We start from the raw sequence: 24,680 nt of genomic DNA, 5'->3' as shown, positions 1-24,680 counted from the left end.
AGCAGATTCCCTCGGTCGGGTGATCCGGCCTACTCTTCTTCGGTGTCTTCGACGCCGCGCGAGCGGATGGCCTCCTGGTAAACCTCGCGACGGCTGCGGCCCGTCGCCTTGGCGATAACCGAGCTCGCCTGCTTCAGGCTCAGCCCCGCTTCAAGCAGCATCCCGAGCGTAACGGCACCCGCTTCCTCACGAACGTCGTCGGTCGCGCCTGAGACAACGAGGGTCACTTCGCCTAATGGTGGATTTTCATTGAAGCGCCGCACGAGGTCGTCCAAAGAGCTGCGCGCGATTTCTTCGTAGGTCTTCGATATCTCTCGCACGACGGCCGCGACGCGTAAGGGTCCGAACACGGCGCTCATTTCTTCGAGCGTCGAGCTGAGCCGCCGCGCTGCTTCATAGAAAACGATAGTGCGCGGCTCCGTCGCCAACTCCTTGAGTCGTGAGCGGCGCGCCGAGTCGCGCGGCGGAAGGAAGCCTTCGAATACGAATCGATCGGTCGGAAGCCCTGCGACCGACAGCGCCGCGATCGCTGCCGACGGCCCAGGTATCGCGACGACACGAATCGCGGCCTCATGAGCGGCACGCACGAGACGATATCCAGGATCGGAGATCGCCGGCGTGCCCGCATCGGTGACCAGCGCGATCGCCGCGCCGCCGCGCATCCGCTCGATCAATTCCGGCACGCGCCGCTCTTCGTTGTGCTCGTAATAACTGATGGTTGGCGTTCGAATCTGGTGCGCAGCGAGCATGCTCCCTGTGCGACGCGTGTCTTCGCATGCGATCAATTCGACATCAGCAAGCGTCTCGACCGCGCGCGGCGACAGATCACCCGGATTTCCGAGCGGCGTTGCAACGACGTAAAGCACGGCGCCGCGGCCCGTCTGTTTATCGACTTGAGCACTCATTAGAATTGCCGGGACTGATGTTCGTGAGGTGCGACTGTGGCGGCAGGCAAGGCCATTCTCTTGATCTCGTGTATCGATCGCCCGGGTATCATCGCCCGCGTCTCCGGTCATCTGTATGACCTGGGATGCAACATTATCACGTCGGCCCAGCACGCCGACGATCAGGACGGTCACTTTTTCTGGCGCATCCATTTCGAGAGCCTCCGCCTGCCGATCGATCAACTCGCGCACGAGCTCGATACGACGATGTCCGGTATGCTGCAGTGGGAAAAATTGCATTGGCGCCTGTACGACGTGGCGCGGCGCGATCGCGTCGTGATCATGGTCTCGAAGCTCGCGCATTGCATGATGGATCTGCTGAGCCGCAATCGCTTCGGCGAGTTCGACGGCGACATCGCCGGTATCGTCAGCAATCATCCCGATCTCGAAGAGCTCGCGCGGCCGTTCGGGATCCCGTTCTCGGTCATCAAGGTCACCAAGGATAACAAGGCCACCGCCGAGCAGGCGCTGCTCGAAAAACTCGAGGAACTAAAGGCCGACGTCGTCGTGCTCGCGCGTTACATGCAGGTGCTCTCGGGCGATCTGCTGCGCGCGTGGGGTAAGCCGATCGTGAATATCCATCACAGCTTCCTGCCCGCGTTTGCCGGCGCGCGCCCCTACAAGCAGGCCCACGATCGCGGCGTGAAGCTGATCGGCGCGACCGCGCATTACGTGACCGAAGATCTCGACGAAGGCCCAATCATCGCGCAGGCCACGACGGAAGTATCGCATCGCGACACCGTCGCCGATTTGACGCGCAAAGGCCGCGACCTCGAAGTAGCAGTCCTCGCCCGCGCCGTGCGCGCCCATCTGAATCGCCAGGTGATGACCCATCACAACCGCACGATCGTGTTCGACTAGCCTTGCGATGCGCTATTCGAGGAGTGACATTCCTCAGAGCCGTCGATTTAAGTGGCACGCTTTCGCGCGGGCGCAGCGATATAAGAAGCAACATCCTTGCGGCTGGCCCCCATCCGGAGCAGCGAACGAACCATCAGATCGATACTGACCGATGGATCGGCCGCTTCCATCTTTGCGATCCGCGACTGACTTGAACCGAGCAGCCGCCCGAGCTGCTCCTGGGTCATGCTCTGGCGGCTCCAGCGATCTTTGACCGCCCTGGCCAGGAGCCTTGGTCATTCGTAGCGTCCTATGTCAGAAATGACATGACAGCAAGCGCGCCGAATTCTTGAAGCGATTGTTGCTTCGATGTATTTCGCGGCCGCGTCGCAGACTTGAACGAGTTACGGCTCGGCTTGCGATGCGGTATATGTCGCTCGTCGAGGAGGGACATTGCCGATGGCTGACGCGAATTATGATTGGAACGTGCTGGTCGATGATCTGAACCGCCTGCTGCGCCTGCGCACGACGCCGATTGGGATGAAGCTGTTTGCGACGGTCGAGGAGATGGAGGCCATCCCGAAGATTCGCCGCCCCAAATCGATTCACACGACCGACCAGATTGTTGCGCAGGCAGCGCGCCTCGGATGGACGGTCGGCATCACCGCGAAAGACCTCGTTGGGGCCCAATGCGCCGCAGTGATCGGACTTCATCCGCGCGACGAGGAATGGCTCTCCGGCAAAGGCATGGCCGGCGTGTGGTACGAAACGATCAAGGACTCTTCCGCGCATCAGGATGCAATGGATCTCGCACCTTACGGGCTCCACACCGCGATGGCGGTGTCGCCGCTCGTGTCAGGACGGCTCAATCCGCCCGACATCTGCCTCATCTACGCGACGCCGGGACAAATGATCATTTTGATCAACGGATTGCAGTGGTCGGGCTATCGCAAGTTCAACTGGAGCGTGGTTGGAGAATCGTCGTGCGCCGATTCATGGGGACGCGCGCTCAAGACTGGAGAGCCGAGCCTCTCGATTCCGTGCTTCGCCGAGCGCAGGTACGGCGGCGTGCTCGACGACGAACTCTTGATGGCGATGCCGCCGAGCTACCTCTCCAAAACCATCGAAGGCATGAAGCGCCTCGCCGCCAATGGCTTGCGCTATCCGATCCCGCAATACGGCGTCCAGTCCGACGCCCGCGCCGGGCTCGCGGTGTCGTACGGGTCGAGGGACAAAGCCTAGTCAGCCGGGGCGCGCTTTGATTTTGCGGACGAGGCGGCTCGTGAGGGCTTGATACTGAGGACGGGACACGGCGCTTCGCGCACGACTCTTTCCGCGACGCTGCCGAGAATCAGCCGACGCAAGCCTCGCCGACCATGCGTCGCCATCACGATGAGGTTCGCACGAAGACGCTTCGCCATCTGTAACGTTTCGAGCCCGGGATCGCCGATGGCGACGTGGATTTCGCAGTTAACTCTCTTGTCCAGCTTCCGGACCGCCAGCCGTTCGAGTTTGGTGCGTGCCGCCGTTTCCATCTTGCCGAACGGCAAAGCCACTTCCGGCCCCGGCGGCATCGGAACGACATGCAGCAGATGGAGGGTCGCGCCGCGTTCTTCGGCGAGGCCGGCGGCGATACGCAACGCCGAAGCAGAGTTAGCATCGAAGTCAACCGGACAAAGAATCCTGTCGAAGCGGGCCATATCGATCCTCGCGGCCGTCAACCACACGCGAAGCGGCAGCCAGCGCGATTATGGTACTTCGCGAAGTCAGGTTGAAGCACTGCGAGGCAAAAGCTGGGGGGCCGCAAAAGGAGCGGCCGGCGAGCGGGGATGATCCAGGCTCTCGCCGGCAGCTTCACTCAGATATGCGAGTCGACTTGCGCTATTCGGCCGCGACTGCCGGAACGAAGCCTACCGAGCCGTCGCGGAGCCGGACCTGGAGCCAGTCGCCGCCGATCGCGGTCACTTGAATGTACCGACGCTGATGGACCGTAGCGACGATATCGCTATTGGGGTCGGGTTGCTCATAAACTTTCGCGGTCTTCGTCAAAAGGAAGCGCTTGTTGACCGGCTTCAACTGGAGTTTGCCGCCCGGAGCTGAGTCGTCGTCCGCGCTTGCGGACGCGTCGGAAGCGGAGGCCGCAGATTCGGCTGATTCTTCGGGGTCCGATGTGGCAGGAGGAGCTGACTTGGGATCGACATACTTGGTGTCGAGCGCATGGGCCTGGTCGTACTCGTACTGGGCGTCGATCTCGTGGCCCGGTGTCGCGCGCAGCAGTTCTGCTAGCTGGTAGTGAGCATCGGCGTTGGTCGGATCGAGTCCCGCTGCTGTGACGAGTTCCTGCTCAGCCTGCGCTGGATGATTTTCCTTGCTGAGCGTCTGGCCGAGACCGATACGATAGTTGGCACGCGATTGATCGAGCGCCACCGCCGCGCGGTATTGCTGCTCCGCGAGGAACCATCGCGACTGATCGAAGTAGATTCGCGCGAGCTGCGCGTGCGCTGCGGAATCGTGAGGATTCAGCTCAACCGCGGTCATGAACTCTTCTTCCGCGAGCGCAAGATTATGCTCGCTCGCATACACGCCGCCGAGCGCAAGATGCGCGCGCGAGTCGCCCGGATTCACGCGCACCGCATGCAGATAGTCTTTCTCAGCCTCCTGCGTGCGGCCCTCTGAGAGAGCCTTGTCGCCCTCGGTCATCCAGTCTTCGGTCGCCATTCTCTGGCATCCGCTGACGACCAGCAGCGCGATGAATAGCGATGCGATGACTCCAAGGAAGTATGTCTTCATTGCCTTCTCCTCCCTGGCCACGGGAATCGGAGGCCAGCGCGGAAGAGGGCAATCGACGTGCCATCGTCGGACGCTTCGGAAAAATCTACATATGAGCCCAATTTTAAGCGTGAACCGTGAAATTTATTCCGAGCGAGATTGGCAACCCTCTTCTTCCAGTTACTTCGGCCACTTGGCCGGACGTCCCGCGAAGGTGAGCACCTGCGCCACGTGCGCCGGATCGAGACCGTCGGAAGCATCCGCAACCCAAAGGCAGAAGTCGATCAGGTCAGCGTCGATTTCGGCCTCGGGCGGACGTGGCTCGTAGCGGCTCCAGAAACCATAGACCATCGCCATAGAAGGACGGCCGCGGCCGAGGTCCGCGAGCTCGAGCGCGTACAAGTGCTCGTTGGCGGAGCGCCAGTAAACGCGCCCTGCGCGTTTGCCGACCGCGCGCTCGATCGATTCGGCAACTTCAGGCCGCACGTCGAGCTCCTGCTCCCAGAGAAGAGGGTCGGCGCGCAGCCCGGCCAGATCCTGCGCATCGGGCGTGATGAATTTCATAGACGGCTCCCCACGACGCGATTCAAAAAGGGAATGATTGCCGCGACGAGATCGGGACCGCGATCATCTTGCAGAAAATGCGCGGCGCGATCGAAAAGAATTGGTCCCTCGGCATGCGGCAGCAGCTCCTTCATCCGATTGGCGTACTCAATCGGAAACACGTTGTCACCGGGCGCCCACAGGAGCAGCGCCGGCGTGTGAGCAAGCTCGCCCAAGCGGCCCTGGATCATCTCGATGTCGGCCCAGCCGCGATCGCCATTACGCAACGGAATCGTGCGCGGCCATGTCAGCACGACACTGTCGGACTCGGACTCATCGAAGACGTGGTGATAAGCACGTTTCTCGGCGTCGCTCATGCCGCGTTTCGTGATCGCCGATGGACCGGCATGCGAAAGCACCTTGAAGCGCTTCATCAGAAGCTGCCCGATAAGCGGCGCATGCCACGTCGTCCAGGGCAGCGGTGATTTGTGAAACTTGCCGACATAGTCGGTGAAGAGCCACGTATTCATCAGCACCAGCGCCGCGAGGTTGTTGAGCCGCTGAAGCGCGGCGCCCACGCCTTGAGGCCCGGCCCAATCCTGCCCGACGACGACGAAGCCCCTCAGCTCGAGCTGATCGATGAACGACACCATATCGGCAATGTGATGCGCGAGCGTGAGCTGCGCATCGATACGCGGATGGTCCGAGTATCCGGCGCCGATACAATCCGGCGCGAGCACCCGATAGCCGGCACCAGTGAGCGGCTTGATAAAGTTGCGATAGAGAAATCCCCATGTCGGATTGCCGTGCAGGAGCAGCACCGGGCGCGCATCGCGCGGTCCCTCATCGACGTAGGCCATCCTGCGGCCGTTGACAACGATCGATTTCTGCTCGAACGGAAAGATGTCGCGCAACCACTGCGGCTTCTCATTCATATGCGACGAATCTAACCGCACCGCGGCAGCGACTCAAAAGGTGACGCGGCCGCACTGGATGTCACCCAACATTGGTCCGATCATGGACGGAAGGAGTTTGCGCGTGAAAGGACAAAACTCGGAGACGCTGATGTTGAAGGGGCGAGGCTCCGACGAGGAGTCCCGCACCGTAATCAAGGTTGGGTCGAGCTTTTACGTGCGCGCCTCGTCGCTGACGTCGCGGCGCGCGACGCGCGTGCTCGCCAACGGCGAGAGCTTCGCCGTGTTCGAAGGCGGTGGCGACATCCTCGAGACGCCGGATGAGCCGCTTGGCTTTTTCCATCGTGATACGCGCTATCTCAGCCGTTTCGAGATGCGGATCGCGGGCGAAGTCCCATACTTTCTGAACTCATATGCGAGCCGTGAGAACGCGCAGCTTCGGATCAACCTCAGCAATCCCGACCTGGGCGTGCGCGGCGAATCGATCGATCTGCCGCGCAGCTCGCTACAGATCGAACGCAACTGGGCGATCGCGGGCGCCGCGTTATTTCATAAGGTCCTCGTGCGCAGCTTTGCTGAGGTTCCGATCGAAGTTCCGCTCGATTTTGTCTTCGGCGTCGATTTCGCCGATCTCTTTGAAGTGCGCGGCTACCGGCGCAACAGCCTCGGTCAGCATTTTATTCCCACGTCCACGGGCCGAACCGTCGAATACGAATATCAGGGCCTCGATAAGGTGAAGCGGCATACGCGCGTCGTTTTCGAGGATACTCCGGAATCGCTCGACACCGGCCATGCTTCATACCTTCTGACGCTCCAACCTGGAGAGCAGAAGGAACTGGAGATTCGAATTATCGCTGATGCCGCCGAGAGTGACGGCGCATTGAGCGCGCATCCGGTTCAGTTCGACGAGGCGCTCGCGCAGCGCCGCTCCGAAATCGCGCGGTTGGACGCCGAGTGGACGGCGATCTCGGCGAGCAACGAGTCGCTGGATTCGCTCCTGCGCCGATCTTCAGCCGACCTGACTTCGCTCGTCCGCTTCGCGCCCGACGAGATGTTCATGATGGCGGGCGTGCCTTGGTTTGCGACGCTGTTCGGCCGCGACAGTATCCTGACCGCGCTCTTCGCCCTGCCCTTCAATCCTGCGCTCGCCGAGGGAACGCTCACGACGCTGGCGAAGTTGCAGGGCACCGAAGTAAATCAACGCCGCGACGAGCAGCCCGGCAAAATCGTTCATGAGATCCGCGGCGGCGAACTGGCCGCAATCGGCGAGGTGCCCTTCGGCCGCTACTACGGCAGTGTCGATTCGACGCCGCTATTTCTCTGGCTGCTCGGCAGCTACGTCGCCGCGACCGGCGATCTAAAACTGGCAGAGCAGCTCTGGAGCAACGTCGAGCGCGGAATCGAATGGATCGAGAAGTGGGGCAAGCGCGACGGCGATCCTTACGTCACGTACATCCGCGAGACACCGCGCGGCCTCGCCAACCAAGGCTGGAAAGACTCCTTCGACGGCATTTCGCACGCTGACGGCTCACTGGCACGCGCGCCGATCGCGCTCTGCGAGGTGCAGGGCTACGTCTATGCCGCATACACATCGCTCGCCGATGTGGCGCGGCGTCTCAATTTTCATGATCTCGCGGACAAGCTCACCGAACGCGCCGCCTCGCTCAAGGAGAGCTTCGCGCGCGATTTCTGGCTCGATGATGAGCGCATCGTTGCCCTCGCACTAGACGGCGATCGCAAGCCGTGCCGTGTGATGACCTCGAACGCCGGGCATTGCCTGGCGACCGGCCTCCTCGAGCGCAATCACGCCGAAGCGCTGGCCGAGCGCCTGATCAGCGAGGAGATGTTCACTGGATGGGGCGTGCGGACCCTCAGCGGCCGCGAGCGCCGCTACAATCCGATGAGCTATCACAACGGCTCATTATGGCCACACGATAACGCGATCGTCGCCGCAGGTCTCGCGCGGATCAAAGGACGACGCGGCGTCGCGCGCATCTTAAATGGCCTGCGCCAGGCCGCGGATTATCTCGGCACCGGCAGCCTGCCCGAGCTGTTCTGCGGATTTCCGCGCGATGAGCGTCTCGGCCCGGTGCCCTATCCCGTCGCATGCCATCCGCAGGCCTGGTCAGCGGCATCAATCTTCATGATTCTGCGCGCGATGCTCGGGATGGAGATTCGCGCTTTCGATTCGAAGCTCGTCATGGATTCGCCGACGATGCCGGAATGGCTCGATTGGCTGAAGATCGAAAACCTCAAGGTCGGCGACGGCGCCGTTTCGTTAATCGTCCGGCGCGTTCCAGAGGGCGCGTCGATCGGAATCCTCGAAAGGCGTGGCGACGTCACCGTCGAAGTCCTCAAGTGAGCGCAAATCCCACTCGAACTTGCGCTCGCTGTGCGGCGCTGCGTTAATCATTGGTAGAGATATTATTTCGATTGCGCGGCGTCGCACCTGAATGCATGCGCATGCGACTCACCGAAGCGCACGCGCCGCTCTCTCGCAGTGTCCGGGGAGAGAAAGTTTGGAAAAAAATGACTATGGCACGAGCTTGAACGGCCGCCGTCTGCGTATCGCCCAGGTAGGACCGCTTTATGAGCGCGTGCCGCCGAAGTTGTACGGCGGCACCGAGCGGGTGGTTTCCTACATCACCGAGGAACTGGTGCGGCGCGGCCATGATGTCACGTTGTTCGCGTCCGGTGACTCCAAGACATCGGCGAAGCTTGTTCCGGGATGCGAACAGGCGCTGCGCCTGCTCGGCAAGCCCGACCTCGGGATGTCGCTGCAGCTTCCGATGCTGACCGACGTGTTCAGCACAGCGCGCGAGCGCTTTGATGTAATTCATTCACATATTGATTATTGGGTATTTCCCTTTGCGCGGATGAGCGGCGTGCCCACCGTCTCGACGATGCACGGCCGGCTCGATATTGAAGACCTGCACACCGTTTATCGCCGCTTCCCCGAGGCGCCGCTGGTTTCGATCAGCGACTCGCAGCGCCAACCGCTGAAGGACATGAACTGGGTCGCCACGGTGAGCCATGGCCTGCCGCGCGACCTGCTGCAATTTAACCCGAACCAGGGCAAGTACCTCGCGTTTATCGGGCGGATATCGCCGGAGAAGCGCCCCGACCTCGCCATTGAAGTTGCGAAGCGCGCCGGCATACCGCTGAAGATCGCCGCTAAAGTCGACGCCGTCGATCGCGAGTACTATCAACAAAAGATCAAGCCGCTCATCGAGGGCCCCTTCGTCGAATATATCGGCGAGATCAACGATCCGCAGAAGAGCGAATTCCTCGGCAATGCGCTGGGACTTCTCTTCACGATCGATTGGCCCGAGCCGTTCGGCCTTGCGATGATCGAAGCCCTCGCGTGCGGCACGCCCGTAGTAGCGCGTCCCTGCGGTTCGGTTCCCGAGGTGCTGCAGCCTGGTGTGACAGGCTTCATGGCGAGCGAAGTCGATGACCTCGTCGCCGCGGTGAAGAAACTGGAATCGCTCTCGCGCGAGCGCTGCCGCCAGGAATTCGAACAGCGCTTCTCGGTCGAGCATATGGTCGAAGGCTACGAAGCCGTGTACCACAAGCTGATCGACGCAAATCGCCCGGTCTCCAGCATCCCAGCGTTGGAAGGAACGGAAGTCCGCGCCAGCTAAACATTTCTTTGCAATAACCTCGTCCGCGCGGAGAGAGAGGTCGCGCGGCGCGGCGGATGCGATTCTTTTTCGCAAGCGCCGTGACGCGCGGGTGAGGGTGCAGCGCTCGCAGCTTGGCAGAATCTGAGCAACGGGCGTTGCTGCATCCTCCCGACCCAGCACCCTCACCCGGGGCGTGGACACAGGCCGAGTTCCAGGCGACCCCACGGAGCGTTGCGGGCAAGGTTTGTTTCAGAGCGCTCCGTCGCCCAGCTTCGTTCAAAAAAAGACGGCGCCGCGATCTCTTGATCGCGGCGCCGCTCTGCTTTTGGAATTCGTAATCTACTGCGCGGCGCGCTGTAGGCCCGGCGTCGCCAGGGACAGGCCGCGGACCTGCTCGTGGTACAGATGCGCATATGTTCCGCCGCGCCGGAGCAGATCTGCATGCGTGCCGACTTCCATCACCTCGCCGTGATCGAGCGACACAACGAGATCGGCGTTTACCGCGCTGCGCAGACGATGCGCGATCAGGAAGACCGTGCGGCCTTCGATCAGGCGCTCCATCGCGTCGTGGATGAGGTTCTCCGACTCCGAGTCGACCGCCGAGGTTGCTTCGTCGAGAATGACGACCTTGGAATCCTTCAGGAACGCGCGTGCAATTGCGATGCGTTGACGCTGGCCGCCTGAAACCTTCACGCCGCGCTCGCCGATCACCGTATCGAGGCCATTCGGCAGGTTTTCTGTAAACTCGCGCAGATTGGCCAGGTCGAGCGCCTGCATCAGCATCTCGTCCGTCGCGTCAGGGCGCGCATAGAGCAGGTTGTCACGCAGACTGACGCTGAACAGCAGCGCGTCCTGCGCCACGATACTCACGCTGGCGCGTAACGATTTGAGCGTATAGTGGCGAACGTCGCGCCCATCGAGCAGCACGCGCCCGCCGGTCGCATCGTAGAAGCGCGGGATAAGATTCGCGAGCGTCGTCTTGCCGGCGCCGGACCGTCCCACCAGCGCCACCTTGAATCCACCCGGAATGTTCAGATCGATTCCCTTGAGCACATCGCGACGCGGCTGCCCGTTGTACGGCGCATACGAAAAGGTTGCGTTCTCAAACCGCACCGAGCCGCGGCGCACTGCGAAAGGTCGAGCGAGCGGATGGTCGGTGACTTCGGGCCTGAGGTCAACGAAGTCGAAGATCCGTTCGATCGCTGCGAGCGAGGACGAGACGATAACCGAAAGCTGGGTGAAGCGCTCGAGCGGCAAGTACAGGAATCCCAGGTAGGAGAAGAACGCGATCATGGTGCCGAGCGTCGTCGAACCGTGCATCACCATCGCGGCACCGGCCCAGATAACGATCGTCGGCGCCGTGCGCGTGAAGAGCTGGATCAGCATCTCCTGCCGCGCTGCCAGCCGCACCTTGTCGATCGTGCGATCGTAGAGTTCGCGATTTCGTTCGCGGAACTGATCGACTTCGTAGTCCTCGCGCACGAACGCTTTGACCGTTGCCACGCCCACCACCCGCTCGTGCACTTCGCCCGAGATAAGTTCAGTCGCGCGCTGCATGCTATGGCTGACCGCTTTGATTCGCGGTGAGAAGTAGCGCATGAAGCCGACCCAAACAGGCGCAATACAAAGTGCGATCAGCGCGAGTTTCCAGTCGAGTGCGAACAGCGCGACCACGACGAGGACCAGCGACACCGCATCCATCCAGACGTCGATCAGCGCGGAATCCACAAGCTCGTGCGCCTTTGCAACGTCATTGAGCACCCGTGAAACGATCGATCCCGAAGGATTACGATCGAAGAACGAATGCGGCAGCCGCTGAAGATGCGAGAAGAGTTTGCACTGAAGCTCGAAAATCAGCCGATTACCCGCGAGACCAGCCCAGTAGTTGCGGTAGTAGCTGGCGACCGACTGGATCACGTACAGCGCGATCATCGCGATGCTGATCGCCGCGAGCTTGCCCGGCGCCGACACTCCGAGATGAACAACGTGCGCGAGCGCGATACACCATCCGTCGATCGTCCGGTTGATGCCATCTAGATGGGGATGCGCCGAGAGCAGAACGTCAACGATGTATTTAAAGGCGAGCGGGAACGCGAGCGGCAAAGCGAATTTGCCCACACCCATCAACGCCGCGCCAATCACCAGTCGCAGATGCGGCCTGATGAATGACAGGAAGCGCATCAAAGGAGAGTGGTCTGAAAAATTTACGCTGTCGGAATCCATGACAACCTCGACCCTCCGGGTCTCGAAAAAAGATTGAGAACGTCGAGTGCGGTTGAAGGGCGATAAACGCAAGCCGTGTGCCTCGCGCAGAAGCGCGTCGAACCACGCGGCTTGCGATTATTTCTCGCAGCTTCTGAGAGCTCATATACGATATCGTCGAGCAGCTACCCGATATCGCCAAAGCCCGATTGCACCATATGGTTCTGCCTCTTCGCCGGGCAGAAGGTTCGGAGTCCGGTTGGCACGCTAAACGCTACAAAGGGGCTCTTCGGATTTTTTCAAAAAGCGATTCGGGATGGCCTCGAACGTCCAGCGAAAACACGCCGAGTGCGAGGCGAACTTGCGTCAACCGGTTGTCAAGCTTGAGGCGAGCAGTGCCGCGTCCGCCTCGACGATCATCGCGGCGATCGTTCTGCTGCTCATTTACCAGGGTTACAGCCTTTCGATCGTCGGCGTAGCCTCACCGTGGATCGCCAAGAGTTTCGCGCTCGATGAAACGCAGCTCGCGAAATTGTTTGCGTGGATGTCGGTGTCGGCGTTTGGCTCGCTCATTCTCGCGCGCCTTGCCGATCGCGTCGGCCGGCGCCGCATCATTCTGCTGAGTCTTTATATCGCGCCCATGTTCGCCGTTGGCGCGGGACTCGTACACACGCCCGCCCTTTTTGCCCTGTTCGAGATCCTGATTTCCGCGCTGCTTGGAGGCTCGGTATCGTCGGCGATCGTGTTGCTCGCGGAAGAGCTCCCGTCCGAGCGGCGCGCTGCCGGACAAGCTTTCGCCGCACTCGCGAGCGCGATCGGCGGTGTGCTCAGCTACATCGTGATCCCCTTTCTTTTGCAGTTTGGATATTCGTGGCGATGGCTGCTCGCGCCATGCGTCGGCGGGATCGCGCTCGCATTTCCTGTCGCGCGGATGCTGCCCATCGAAGACCGATGGGCGCGCTCGGCCTCGAGCACTCCCACCTCGGCGTCGCGGTTTTATGACGTCTTCCATCCCATCTATCGGCTGAGAGCGCTGACGCTCCTCGCCTGCGCCGCGCTCGACACCATCGCCGGCACGGCGGTAAACGGCTGGCTCTACTTCGAAGCGGTCTCGGTAATGGGCCTCTCTCCCCAGCGCGCCAGCACGTTGGTCGTCGCGGGGATGGTCGTCGGAATGGTGGGATTTCCGATCGGCGCGTGGACATCGGAGCGCTTCGGACGCGTGCCCACTGTCGCATGGGTAGGAGGCGCGGCATGGCTCGGCGCGTTGGCATTTTATCTCGGGCCGCCGCGCAGCATGACGCTGCCATTTCTCTGGATGCTCGCCGCGTATTGCTGGTTCAAGCTCGCGTCGGGAGTGATGACCGTCGGCGCTAACTCCGCGGCAACCGAACTTTTCCCGGTCTCACTGCGCACGACGATGATCGGATGGCAGGGGATCACGGCGGCGGTCTTTTCGATGCTCGCGCAGATTTTGATCGCGACGCTGGTCGTGCCGCTCGGCGGTCTCACGCGCGTCATCGGATATTTCGCGATGCTGGGTTTTCCGAGCGCGGCGCTGTTCGCCGCCTTCATCACTGAAACTCGCGGCCTGCCGCTCGAAGTCGCAGCTAAGGAAGACGAGTGGATTGCCGCACAGAACGCTCGCAGACATGACGGCAAGTAACGCGGACTAAACTGTGATTATCAGCGCGAAGAGGGCCGCGACTGGCCGGCTCGCGAGGAGCGTGGCGTTCGGCGCATTGAGCCTGACGCTCGCTTTGTGTGCGCGCGCACACGCGAGCGAGCACCGCCATTTGCGTCACAGCCGCGGAGTTCATGCGACCGCGACCGTTACTCCTTCGCCGACACCTACCGCGTCACTCACACCAGTAGTGCTCATCGCAGGCGGCACCGGGATTGTGAGTATCGCTCCGACGGGCGAAGGTCCGGCAGTATTGGAAACCGCCGAAATCTACAACGCCGATCTCGGAAAATTTCTGCCGATCGTTTCGATGACGGGTCCGCGCGATCGCGACAGCGCGGTCAAGCTCGCGAACGGTGAGATCCTGATCGTTGGCGGCGTCGATACGATCCTTGTTCCGCTCGCCGCGTTTCCCGGACCGGTGATGCCGTGGATTCTTCGCTCAACCGAACTCTTCGATCCGGCCAAGGGCGTTTTCACACGCGCCGCCGACATGACCGCTGCTCGCGACGAGCCTACTGCGACGCTGCTTAATGACGGCGCGGTGCTCATCGTGGGTGGCGGCGCGGACAGCGCCGAGATCTACGATCCAACCGCAAACAAGTTCGTAGCCGTCGGCGACCCTATTGCCGGCCGCTACGGTCAGACCGCGACTCTGCTCGCTAATGGCAAGGTTCTGATCACCGGAGGCGGCGCGCGCGAGGCAGAAATCTACGACCCCAAAACCAGGAAGTTTACAGCGACTGGCAAGATGTCGCGCAACCGCATCTACCATTCCGCAACGCTGCTCAAAGACGGGAGCGTGCTCATTGCCGGCGGCAGCGAATACGCGCGCAGCGCTCCGCTCAACACGACGGAGATTTACGATCCGCACAGCGGCATTTTCCGCCCCGGCCCGAGCATGAAGCAGCCACGCGCGGGCCATTCCGCAACTGTGCTCAACGACGGCCAGATTTTAATCGCGGGCGGAAACGCGGATGCTTCGGCCGAGCTGTTCGATCGGATCAAGAACCGTTTCGTGGCGACGGTGCCGATGAAAGAGAGCCGTTTCGGACACAGCGCCACGCTTCTTCCCGACGGCAAGGTGCTGATCGCCGGCGGATGGAACCAGAAGTATCGGCCGATGGAAAGCGCCGAACTGTACGACCCGTCCAGGCGCACATTCGTTGCGACCGGCGACATGCTCCAGAAGCGCGCCGGACAGACCGCGGTCCTGCTCGAGGTGAAGTGGCCCGTGTCGTGGTTGAAACCCACGCCTACCGCCACCCCGACTCCGACCGCCACCGCGACTGCGACGGCGACTGCTTCTCCCACCGTGACCGCGACGGCGAGCGCAACTCCGACGGCGTCACCGACCATCTCCGCGACGCCGACCATCACCGAATCGCCACGCGCCTCGGCAACGCCAACCCCGACCATCACTGCGACTTCGACCGCTACAGCTACAGCGAGCGCCACCGGAACTTCGACGCCGACGCTAACGGCCACTCCGACGTCAGCAGCAACAAGCTCACCCTGAAGCGCTTTTCGTATCATTCGTCCGCGCCGAGCCTAGCGAGTTGCAGAGAACATGCGCGGACGGGACAATCTTCCCCGGAGAGGCCCGCGCACGATGATCGTGCGCTTCCGCGCGAGATTTCTCATGGCACAAGGTGAACGATCAGCTGAAAAAGCTCCCGCGAAGGACGCCGGCGTTTTCAAATTCTGCTCGCGGCTGAATCTGACCCTGCTTACCGGCAGACGCGCGCGCGACCTCGCCCAGATGGTCGAAAATCTGCGCACCGTCCCCGGCTCGGTGATCTATCATCACACCCATCACTACCTCGAACAGCATCAGCATCTGTCGCCCGAGCCGCCCAACGATTTCGCCTACTGGACGACGAACGTGTTGCTCGAACAGCGGCTCGGCGAAGAGCTTGCGGCGATCGATGTGCTGCGATTTTCGACGATTCACGATCTGCGCGACGCCCTGGTTGAAACCATCCAGCGCTTTCTCGACAGCGCCGACAACGTTCGCGTCGCTCCCCCGGGCCAGGAATTTCATTTCATGCGCTCGGTCTCCTTCGTCCTGCCGACCGACGTGCGCGCGTCGAACCTCAAGGAGTTTGGTGAGGCGTTGAAGCACGTGTCGCTCGGTTCGATCGCCTACCACATGTTCGACGCGCGGCTGCGTTTGGACTTGGCGGATAATGATTTTTCGCGATGGTTGGAAACCACGCTCGGCGAACGTGAACTGGCCGAGGCATTACGCAACGTCGACCCGTACACGCACACCGAAGAAGGTTTGCGCCAGCGCATGATTGCACTGGTCAACCGCCGCCTGGAGCAGCGCGATGGCAGGAGTGCTTGAAGACTACGTTCCGATCGTCGGCGAGGGCGTCGTCGCGGAGCTGCGTCTGCTGGGCGAACGGCTCGCCGGCAAGCGTGTGGTCAACGTCAATTCGACGCGCAGCGGCGGCGGCGTCGCCGAGATTCTCAACCGCCTGATTCCACTCCTGAACGAAGTCGGCCTCAAGGCGCGCTGGGAAGTCATCAGCGGCACCGAGGAATTTTTCGCCCTGACCAAGCATCTGCACAACGCGCTGCACGGCACACCGCACCAGTTCACCGCTGCCGACCATGGGATTTACAACAACGTCACCGCGCATAATTTACAGAATCTCAACCTCGATGCGGATTTGATGTTCATCCACGATCCGCAGCCGGCCGGACTGATTCGCGCGCGCGACGATCTGGGCGGGCGCTGGCTGTGGCGATGCCATATCGACGTCTCGGCACCGGCGCCGAGCGCCTGGGAATTTATCGCGCCTCTCGTTCAGCGCTACGACTTGAGCGTTTTTTCCGCCCCGCAGTTCGCACGCACGATGGATCTGCCGCAGGTGCTGATCGCGCCGTCGATCGATCCGTTGTCGGACAAGAATCGCCCTCTCAGCACGGGCGAAGTCGAAACGATCCTGACGCGGCTCGGGATTCGCAACGATAAGCCAATCGTGACGCAGGTTTCGCGCTTCGACCGGCTGAAGGATCCCGTGGGAGTCGTGAAGGCATGGCAGATTGCGCGGCGCCGCGTTGACTGTCAGTTGATCCTGGCCGGCGGCTCGGCAACCGACGATCCCGAGGGCGCCGAAGTTCTGCGCGAGGTCCGCGAAGCGGCGGGCAGCGACCCTGACGTGCATATCCTCGATCTGCCCCCCGATGCGAACCTCGAGATCAACGCCATCCAGCGCGCATCGGCGGTCATCCTGCAGAAGTCGCTCAGGGAAGGCTTCGGCCTGACCGTCTCCGAAGCGCTTTGGAAATGGAAGCCGGTGATCGCCGGCGCGGTCGGCGGAATCCCGCTGCAGATCACGCATCGCTACTCCGGAATCCTCACCCACACGGTCGAAGGCACGGCGTTCTGGATTAAGCAGCTATTGTCGGCGCCTGAATATGCGCGGCGTCTCGGCGAGAACGGGCACAATCATGTGCGCAACAGCTTCCTGCTGACACGGCACATGCGCGACTACCTGCTCGCGTTCATCTACGCAAATGACAACAAGGAAGACGACATCGTCTTCTTGTGAGCAGGACGCGAAGGCTTCAGCAGTTGGCCCGGTCTTTAGCCGGGCCGTCGCTCAGTCCAAGATTGTGTGCGGTGTTGACCAGCGCGACATGAGTGAAGGCCTGCGGAAAATTTCCAAGTTGGCGCTTGTCGACCGGATCGTATTGCTCGGCCAGCAATCCAACGTCATTGCGCAAATCGAGCAAGCGCTCGAACATCGCGCGTGCCTCCGACCCGCGATGCGCAAGCGCCAGGTTATCTGCGAGCCAAAAACTGCACGCCAGAAAAGCGCCTTCGCCGGCGGGCAAACCATCGATTCCTTTCTCACTGGAGTAGCGCATGACGAGACCGTCGTAGACGAGCTCCTCTTGAATCGCCTTCACGGTTCCCGCCACACGCGGATCTGAAGCCGGCAGGAATCCGACCATCGGGATCATGAGGAGCGACGCATCGAGTTCGCGCGATCCATAGTGCTGCACGAAGCTGTTGCGCTCCGCGTCGAAGCCGCGCGCGCAAATCTCATCGCGGATCTGGTCGCGCAATCCCTTCCATTTCGATGCTTCGCCTGACGAACGAAATCTTTCGATCATTTTGATCGACCGGTCCACTGCGACCCATGCCATCAGCTTGGAATGCGTGAAATGCTGGCGCGGACCGCGCACCTCCCAGATACCATCATCCGGTTGCTGCCACGCCGACGCGACGAAATCAGTCAGCTCCGCCTGCAAACGCCATGCATCCTCGTTCGGTTCGAGGCCGGCCTTGCGTCCGAGGTAGAGTGAATCGAGCACCTCGCCGAAAACATCGAGTTGAAACTGTTCGTGTGCCGCGTTGCCAATCCGCACCGGACGGCTTGCTTCGTAGCCCGCGAGCCACGGCAGCTCGAGCTCCGGCAGATCACGCTCACCCGCCAGCGCGTACATGATTTGAGTGTCCTGCGGATGCCCTGCGATCGCGCGCAGCAACCATTCGCGCCACGCATGGGCCTCTTCGACGTATCCGCTAATCAAGAGAGCGTAGAGCGTCATCGTCGAGTCGCGCAGCCAACAGTATCTATAGTCCCAGTTGCGCACGCCACCGAGCTTTTCGGGCAAGGAAGTCGTCGGTGCGGCAATGATCCCGCCCGTAGGCTGATAGGTCAGGGCTTTCAGAGTGAGCAGCGAGCGCATGACGGGATCGCGCCAGTTTGATTGCGAGGCACAACGAGCTGACCATCCCTCCCATACTTCCAGCGTCTGCTCTAATGCCGCGGCCGGATCTATCGCATCAGGGTCGTTTTCATTCGACGGATACCAGGTCAGCACCATCGGCACGGTTTGACCTTCGGCGACTTCGAACTCAGCGACCGTCTCGAAGTCCTGCCCCTTCAGATCGAGGTCGCATCGGAGCCGCACTGCATTTGGGCCGGCAATCGCGCTGAAGCCGTAGTCGCGCCGCCGAAGCCAGGGAATCGTGCGTCCGTAATCGAAGCGCAGCGTGATCGCCATTCGCATCGGCACGCGGCCGGAGATCCCGCGTATGATGCGAACGATATCGACCTGCCCACTTTGTCTCGCTACGGGCATGAAGTCGGTCAGTACAGCGGTCCCCGATTGGGTCCGCAACTCGCTCTCGAGCACGAGCGTCTGACCGCGATAACGGCGCTTGGTCTCGCGCAACTCGATCGTCGGCTCAATCAGCCATCGCCCGTTGCGCTCATCACCGAGCAAGGCGGCAAAGCACGCACCAGAATCAAAGCGCGGAAGACATAGCCAATCGATTGAGCCGTCACGCCCAACGAGAGCGGCCGTCCGGGTATTCCCAATCAGCGCGTAGTTTTCGATTCGCTTGCCCATCACATTAAAAATAGCAGATAGGCGCGTGATGATGCGGAGGCAGGATTTCCGGGGCCAACATTGCGCTCACCGCGCGGCTGGACGAGACTTTTAATAGCTCGCATAAGCTTCGCCCGATAATGCATCACCTTCCCCGATGCGCCAGTTTTGATGAGTGAACTGAGAACCGACGAAGAGCAGTTCGAAAGTACGCGAGCGCCTTCCGCCACAAACGGAGGGCGCTTGCTTGTGATGTCGAATCGGGCGCCGATACGCCTTATAAATGAAGGCGGCCGCGAACGAATCGAAGCAACCGTGGGCGGTGTCGGTTCGACATTCCTGAAACTGCTCGAGACCTACGGCGGGATGTGGATCGCCTGGTCGGGAGGACAAAAGACTCCCGGACGGCTGTTGATGCCGCCCGCAAATCCGCGATTTGCGATGGTCTTCCCGCGGCTGAGCGAGCGCGACATTTCAAATTACTACTATGGAATGTGCAATCGCGCGCTCTGGCCGCTTATGCATTACATGACGCTCAATTGCAGTTTCGATGGCGCGCAATGGAGCTCATACTGTCATGTGAATCGACTCTTTGCGAAAATCGCCGAAGCAGAAGCATCAAACTACGACTTCGTGTGGGTGCAGGATTTTCACCTGGCGTTGGTGCCGAGCCTGCTGCGTGAACGCAACCCCTCGCTCCCCGTTGGCCTGTTCTGGCACGTTCCCTGGCCCCCTGAACAGGTTTTTCGGGTTTTTCCCTGGCGCTCTCAACTGCTCGTGGGAATGCTTGGCAGCGGACTAATCGGCTTTCATACGCCGACCTATGTAAAGCATTTTCTCGACTGCTGCGAGAAAATATTGAAATTCGACGTGGACCGTAATGCCGGAGTGATCCACCACGATTCGGGGATCACTCGCGTTGGTTCATTTCCATTGGGTATTCCAAATGACTACTTTCATGAGCTCGCCAGTTCCGCTGCTGTGAAATCGCGTGCACGGCGTATCCGTAAAGCTCTGCGAACTCCGATCGTCGTTCTCGGAGTTGATCGGCTCGACTATACCAAGGGTATCGCAGAGCGGCTGCTGGGTTTCGAGCGCTTTCTTGAACTCAATCCTACGTATCGAAAGCGAGTAACTCTTGTACTTGTGGCGGTGCCATCGCGAACGAAGGTCGCCGAATACGCCGCCCTTAAAAAACAGATCGATGAGCTGGTCGGACGTGTCGTGGGACGTTTTTCGTCGGATGGCTGGGTACCTATCCGCTACCTGTACACGCAATTTCCCGCCGAAGAACTCGCTGCTTACTATCAGGCGTCCGATATTGCTCTGATCACGCCGCTTCGAGACGGCATGAACCTCGTGGCGAAGGAATTCGTGGCTGCTCAGACGGACGATACGAAAGTGCTGATACTCAGTGAGTTTGCCGGCGCGGCTCAAGAGTTGACCTCGGCGCTGCTGGTCAATCCGTATGACATCGACCAGATTGCGGAAGGTATTCGTGCGGCAGTCGAAATGACTAGCGAAGAAAGGCGCGCGCGCTTCCGCGTAATGCTCGCGAACATAAATCAAAACAATCTAACCGCATGGTCGAACTTGTTTCTCTCCACGCTCCTGAAGGAAGATGGTGTTGAAAGCGCGCTCCCGCTCTCGCGTAATTGATCGTCGCGATCTTACCTTACGGCCTCTCTTGGGCGCGGTGAACTTGGGCAGCGGGTTGTAAGGAGCGTCCAAGTCTTGCCCACTTCCCCGCTCGCAAGTCCATCGCCGTACCGAGCACCCGCCGGAGTCGACTTTGCCGAAAGGAATGTCAGATGCCGCTGGCTCATAAGGCGCAATTCTAGTGGGCCTGGGAATGCAGTGCGTGCTTACTCGTCTTATCCGGCCGATCTCGCACCTATTGAATCGTTTCAAACGTTGACCGGCACGCGAACCATTATTAAGCCCCCAATACCCTTCGCCCGGAATGTAGTTTCTACAATGCCAAGGTTATAACTTCACACTTCCGATTTCGGTCTTTCAAATCAGTCTCTTGAATTCGCGGATTTTCGACCATTTTCGCGTTCTTTTGCGTGGCATTTAGATTGCTGTCTCACACCGTGCTTCGAATGCGCTGTACTTCGACCGCCTACCCGACGGAGTTTCAGCCGTTAGCGACTGAGCCTATATGACCTCGCAAGTGCAGAAGCAGACGGAAATGCCACCGTACCCACGGCGTCCCGTCGTTCGATCGATCAAACTCGCCGTTTCGATCTGCGTTTACCTGATTACGAAGGTTTGGTGGCTCTTTGCTCGGATGTTTGGCGTCAAATCGCCAGGCACGGTCGTCGGCATCTTCTATCATCAGGTTCTTGCAGCGGAAGTCGCGCAATTCAGCAAGCAGATGGATATTCTACAGCGGACCGCTCTACCCGTCGGGGCTGACAAGCTCCTCGATCTCAAGCCTGGGATCAACGCCGTCTTCGTCACCGCAGATGATGCTTGGAAAAGCTTCGCGGACAATGCAGTGCCTGAACTCGTGAAACGTAAGATTCCCTGCACGATCTTCGCAATCGCCGGCCGCCTGGGCGACAGTTTAGGTGAAGTTGACGATCGAATCGTATCGGAAACGGAACTCCGACAGCTTCGTTCGAGCCTGATAACCATCGGGTCGCACACGCTGACGCACCCAAGACTCACAACTCTGTCGAATGCCGATGCCTTAGTCGAGCTTTCCGAATCGCACAAAAGACTTCGGAACCTCCTGGATACCGACGTATTGCTCTTTTGTCCTCCCTTTGGCGCCGCCGACCAACGCATCCTCGAACTGTGTCAGCAAGCTGGGTACCGGCACGTATATATGAGCACACTCGTTAGTAGCTGCGACAATTTCGTGCTGGGTAGAATACGCGCCGATCCGGACGATTGGAGCCTCGAATTTCGTCTGAAGCTCGTCGGCGCTTACAATTGGGTCCCTTGGTCGATTCAATTGAAAGCATACCTCATTTCCTGGCTGAACACGCTCAGGAGCGGAGCTCGCCGGCATTCGATTCCGCTCGACGACCACCTCGATAATTCATGCACCCCCAGCGAAATGCCCGACCATTCGATGACCAAATTGGGGTGAGAGTGGTGGAAGTTCACGGAGTGCGAGAACCTTTTCTTCTATTGTCGGATTTCAATGTCCAGAATCTGGGTCGTTTACTGGACAAGGATTCATCGATTCATCCAACTTGCGCACCGTACGGACAGTTACTGCAAACCTTGCTCTCGGCTGATCGCGCCGAATGGTCTTCGAACTTGACGGGTGCAATCGTTTGGGCGTCGCCGAATGGAATTTCGACTACCTACCAACGCATTCGCGATTTCGACGCAACAGATACTAACTCTGTTTTGCACGATGTCGATATGTACGCGGCTTCGTTATCGCGGATTCCTTCACACGTGCGGTATATATTCGTTCCGACTTTTTCGCCCCTTCAGCAATTCGACACCCGTCGCGGATTGCTTGACATGGATGAGATATTCGGCGTGGCCAGACTGCTCATGCGAATGAATCTGCGTCTCACAGACGGTATCGCCAATGACTCACGCATTCATCTATTCGATTCCTCGCGCTGGCTGGCGGCCGGTGCCGGCAAGACCTTCGATCCCCGGCTGTGGTACTTGGCAAAGACGCCATATTCGACGGCGGTATTCAGTGAAGCAGCACGTGACTTCGCGAGCGCCTTGAAAGGCCTGCGCGGACGAGCGAAGAAGCTTCTGATTCTTGACCTCGACAATACTATTTGGGGCGGCATCGTCGGTGATGTCGGTTGGCAGCAACTCCACTTAGGTGGACACGATCACAAGGGCGAAGCCTATCGCGACTTTCAGATCGCTCTGAAGGCTCTGACCAACCGCGGCATTCTGCTTGGTATCGCGAGCAAGAACGAGGAAGCAATCGCCCTGGAGGCGATCCGCTCGCATCCTGAAATGATACTCCGACCGGATGATTTTGCGGGATGGCGTATCAACTGGGATGACAAAGCCGAGAACATAGCCGCGCTCGCCGCAGAGCTGCACCTCGGTCTCGAGGCAGTCGTCTTCGTTGACGACAATCCCGTCGAACGTGACCGAATCCGAAGCACCCTTCCTGAAGTATACGTGCCCGATTGGCCAGAGAATCCATTGCTCTATCCTTCCGCCCTGCGCGCCCTGGACTGTTTCGACGCGCCGGCAGTGAGCGCCGAGGATCGCAATCGAGCCAAGATGTATGGGTCGGAGAGAGAGCGCCGTCAAACTCGCGATGTTAGCCTGTCGCTCGATGATTGGCTCAGTAGTCTCGACTTGACGATCGTTGCTGAAGAGCTCAATCAATCGAATTTGCAGCGGACCGCGCAGCTCTTGAATAAAACGAACCAGATGAACCTCCGGACGCGTCGACTCTCGGCGTCGGAACTTTCACTATGGGCGGAAGATCCGGAGCATCTGACATTGGTCTTTCGCGTATCGGATCGTTTTGGCGACTACGGTCTGGTTGGAATCGGCAGTCTGGCATTCGACCGTGTTAATCGCCGCTGCGAATTGGCGGACTTTGTACTCAGTTGCCGCGTGATGGGCCGCAAAGTCGAACAAGCCATGTTGTGCGCTCTCGCCGAGCGTGCGCGCGCAGCGGGTTCCTCTATCCTTTCCGCGGAATTTATACCGACTTCGCGGAATTCGCCAGGCCTTACGTTCCTCAAAGCCAGTGGCATGATGGAGGACCCTGGTGGCCGAGTATATTCACTCGAATTGAACAAACCGCAGAGCTATCCACAATGCATATCTTTGAGATGGCAGTGTGTTCAGAAGGACTCTTCAACTCCGGATCGTAACTCATCGATCTTGACCTTTTCTGCAAAACAACATGCTCCAGAAACCTCGAACGAAGGATGAGCTGCAGTGAAACAGACGACGGTGACGACTCAGCGGAAACCGCTGTTTCGAAGGATATCGAATCGTGTCCTTCACGTTTTGGCGCAGAGCCTGCCTGGCAGTAAATCCATTCGCCCGATGTTTCATCGCTGGCGAGGGGTAAAAGTCGGCCGCAACGTTTTCATAGGCGATGAAGTATATATCGAAAACGAATATCCGGAAGCGATCGAAATCGGAGACAACGTCGAGATCGCGTTGCGCTCCGTGATCCTTGCTCATCTCCGAGGACCTGGCAGGATCGTAATAAAGAGGGATGCCTGGATCGGCGCATGCTCGCTAATCAGCACCGTCAATGGACGTACGTTGACGATCGGCGAAGGCGCGGTAGTTGGGGCTGGCTCAATAGTCACAAGTGATCTGCCCGACCGAGCATTCGTAAAACCTGCGCGCGCCGAGGTAATAGCGACGGCCGCCATTCCGCTGGCGACGGCTTCCTCATACATGTCGTTTTTCCGCGGGCTGCGGCCTGTCAGACGCTCGTTATCGTCGCCCGGCCAGAACGCAGGAACTCTAAACAGCAGTAACAAGGAGTGTGCTAACGAATGACTCCTCATCAGACGGAAGCCGGTTCTCAAATCGAAGCTGCGGTCCTTCGCGCCATAGAGAAGGTTAATGAGCTTCTGCCCGAATCACAACGCTTAGCAAAGAGTCGCGACACTCGATTACTCGATGACGGAACCGAACTCGATTCCTTGTCCATTGTTAACCTGTTGGTCTTCGTCGAAGATGAATTGAGTGACTCATTGGGCCGGGAAATCTCCTTGACTGGCTCCGACGACGCGCTTGACTTCCCTGCTGAGGATTTGCGTTCGATGGGTAGTTTGATTGAGGCTCTGCAACGCAGACTCTTTGCACAGCAGTAACCTACGAA

Annotated in this window: 21 protein-coding genes; 13 read left to right on the top strand and 8 right to left on the bottom strand. The window is 59.9% G+C overall.

The features are described from left to right. Window positions 1-29: 29 nt before the first annotated feature. The gene (rsmI, locus tag VMA09_06485; protein ID HUA33233.1) at window positions 30-905 is read right to left on the bottom strand and encodes a 16S rRNA (cytidine(1402)-2'-O)-methyltransferase; all 876 of its coding nucleotides are present in this window, start codon (window positions 903-905) and stop codon (window positions 30-32) included. A 36-nt stretch (window positions 906-941) separates the two neighbouring features. On the opposite strand from rsmI, the gene purU reads away from it, so the two are divergent. Continuing rightward, complete coding sequence (purU, locus tag VMA09_06480) at window positions 942-1,805, top strand: formyltetrahydrofolate deformylase (protein HUA33232.1); 864 nt, start codon at window positions 942-944, stop codon at window positions 1,803-1,805. 47 nt (window positions 1,806-1,852) lie between these two features. Here the strand turns inward: purU and VMA09_06475 are convergent, their stop codons facing one another. Continuing rightward, window positions 1,853-2,032 (bottom strand): helix-turn-helix domain-containing protein, encoded by a 180-nt coding sequence (locus VMA09_06475; protein ID HUA33231.1) that lies wholly within the window; start codon window positions 2,030-2,032, stop codon window positions 1,853-1,855. A gap of 211 nt (window positions 2,033-2,243) precedes the next feature. On the opposite strand from VMA09_06475, the gene VMA09_06470 reads away from it, so the two are divergent. Next, window positions 2,244-3,026 (top strand): DUF169 domain-containing protein, encoded by a 783-nt coding sequence (locus tag VMA09_06470; protein ID HUA33230.1) that lies wholly within the window; start codon window positions 2,244-2,246, stop codon window positions 3,024-3,026. Here VMA09_06470 and VMA09_06465 read toward each other — a convergent pair. The 4 genes from VMA09_06465 to VMA09_06450 form a co-directional block, all read right to left on the bottom strand. Then, a complete protein-coding gene (locus tag VMA09_06465) occupies window positions 3,023-3,484 on the bottom strand; it encodes a universal stress protein (GenBank protein ID HUA33229.1) in 462 nt (153 codons plus the stop codon). The two genes, VMA09_06470 and VMA09_06465, sit on opposite strands and share 4 nt — an antisense overlap. A gap of 181 nt (window positions 3,485-3,665) precedes the next feature. Then, complete coding sequence (locus VMA09_06460; protein HUA33228.1) at window positions 3,666-4,574, bottom strand: tetratricopeptide repeat protein; 909 nt, start codon at window positions 4,572-4,574, stop codon at window positions 3,666-3,668. A gap of 159 nt (window positions 4,575-4,733) precedes the next feature. After that, entirely contained in the window at window positions 4,734-5,117 is a 384-nt protein-coding gene (locus VMA09_06455; protein HUA33227.1) for a hypothetical protein, read from the bottom strand. Then, the gene (locus VMA09_06450; GenBank protein ID HUA33226.1) at window positions 5,114-6,031 is read right to left on the bottom strand and encodes an alpha/beta fold hydrolase; all 918 of its coding nucleotides are present in this window, start codon (window positions 6,029-6,031) and stop codon (window positions 5,114-5,116) included. Before VMA09_06450 ends, VMA09_06455 begins: the two co-directional genes overlap by 4 nt. A gap of 103 nt (window positions 6,032-6,134) precedes the next feature. On the opposite strand from VMA09_06450, the gene VMA09_06445 reads away from it, so the two are divergent. Together VMA09_06445 and VMA09_06440 are read left to right on the top strand one after the other, a co-directional pair. Further along, window positions 6,135-8,372 (top strand): glycogen debranching N-terminal domain-containing protein, encoded by a 2,238-nt coding sequence (locus tag VMA09_06445; GenBank protein ID HUA33225.1) that lies wholly within the window; start codon window positions 6,135-6,137, stop codon window positions 8,370-8,372. 157 nt (window positions 8,373-8,529) lie between these two features. Beyond that, window positions 8,530-9,654 (top strand): glycosyltransferase family 4 protein, encoded by a 1,125-nt coding sequence (locus VMA09_06440; GenBank protein HUA33224.1) that lies wholly within the window; start codon window positions 8,530-8,532, stop codon window positions 9,652-9,654. Window positions 9,655-9,975: 321 nt separating this feature from the next. Here VMA09_06440 and VMA09_06435 read toward each other — a convergent pair whose 3' ends face one another. Then, on the bottom strand, window positions 9,976-11,859 hold the full coding sequence (locus VMA09_06435; GenBank protein ID HUA33223.1) for an ABC transporter ATP-binding protein: 1,884 nt from the start codon (window positions 11,857-11,859) through the stop codon (window positions 9,976-9,978). A gap of 340 nt (window positions 11,860-12,199) precedes the next feature. Between VMA09_06435 and VMA09_06430 the strand changes: the two genes are divergently transcribed. The 4 genes from VMA09_06430 (at window position 12,200) to VMA09_06415 (ending at window position 17,085) form a co-directional block, all read left to right on the top strand. Continuing rightward, complete coding sequence (locus VMA09_06430) at window positions 12,200-13,504, top strand: MFS transporter (protein ID HUA33222.1); 1,305 nt, start codon at window positions 12,200-12,202, stop codon at window positions 13,502-13,504. A gap of 208 nt (window positions 13,505-13,712) precedes the next feature. Next, entirely contained in the window at window positions 13,713-15,041 is a 1,329-nt protein-coding gene (locus tag VMA09_06425; protein ID HUA33221.1) for a kelch repeat-containing protein, read from the top strand. 123 nt (window positions 15,042-15,164) lie between these two features. Beyond that, window positions 15,165-15,872, top strand: a complete 708-nt coding sequence (locus tag VMA09_06420) for a DUF5752 family protein (protein ID HUA33220.1) — start codon at window positions 15,165-15,167, stop codon at window positions 15,870-15,872. After that, entirely contained in the window at window positions 15,856-17,085 is a 1,230-nt protein-coding gene (locus VMA09_06415; GenBank protein ID HUA33219.1) for a glycosyltransferase, read from the top strand. The genes VMA09_06420 and VMA09_06415 overlap by 17 nt, the downstream gene beginning before the upstream one ends. A 16-nt stretch (window positions 17,086-17,101) precedes the next feature. Here the strand turns inward: VMA09_06415 and VMA09_06410 are convergent, their stop codons facing one another. Next, window positions 17,102-18,898 carry a glycoside hydrolase family 15 protein gene (locus VMA09_06410; protein ID HUA33218.1) on the bottom strand — a complete coding sequence of 599 codons (1,797 nt, stop codon included), beginning with the start codon at window positions 18,896-18,898 and terminating at the stop codon, window positions 17,102-17,104. A 150-nt stretch (window positions 18,899-19,048) separates the two neighbouring features. Here VMA09_06410 and VMA09_06405 point away from each other — a divergent pair, with 150 nt between their 5' ends. The 5 genes from VMA09_06405 (at window position 19,049) to VMA09_06385 (ending at window position 24,672) form a co-directional block, all read left to right on the top strand. After that, complete coding sequence (locus VMA09_06405) at window positions 19,049-20,536, top strand: trehalose-6-phosphate synthase (protein ID HUA33217.1); 1,488 nt, start codon at window positions 19,049-19,051, stop codon at window positions 20,534-20,536. Between the two features lie 505 nt (window positions 20,537-21,041). After that, window positions 21,042-21,980: a polysaccharide deacetylase family protein gene (locus tag VMA09_06400; protein HUA33216.1), complete on the top strand. Its 939-nt coding sequence runs from the start codon at window positions 21,042-21,044 to the stop codon at window positions 21,978-21,980. Window positions 21,981-21,985: 5 nt separating this feature from the next. Then, a complete protein-coding gene (locus VMA09_06395; GenBank protein ID HUA33215.1) occupies window positions 21,986-23,770 on the top strand; it encodes an HAD-IIIC family phosphatase in 1,785 nt (594 codons plus the stop codon). A gap of 6 nt (window positions 23,771-23,776) precedes the next feature. Then, window positions 23,777-24,355 carry an acyltransferase gene (locus VMA09_06390; protein ID HUA33214.1) on the top strand — a complete coding sequence of 193 codons (579 nt, stop codon included), beginning with the start codon at window positions 23,777-23,779 and terminating at the stop codon, window positions 24,353-24,355. Continuing rightward, on the top strand, window positions 24,352-24,672 hold the full coding sequence (locus tag VMA09_06385) for a hypothetical protein (GenBank protein ID HUA33213.1): 321 nt from the start codon (window positions 24,352-24,354) through the stop codon (window positions 24,670-24,672). Before VMA09_06390 ends, VMA09_06385 begins: the two co-directional genes overlap by 4 nt. Window positions 24,673-24,680: the final 8 nt, after the last annotated feature.

The organism is Candidatus Binataceae bacterium (assembly GCA_035508495.1).
In the GTDB taxonomy this organism is placed as follows: domain Bacteria; phylum Desulfobacterota; class Binatia; order Binatales; family Binataceae; genus JASHPB01.
The sequence above is the reverse complement of the archived record's forward strand: the minus strand, read 5'-3'. Positions and strand labels throughout refer to the sequence as shown.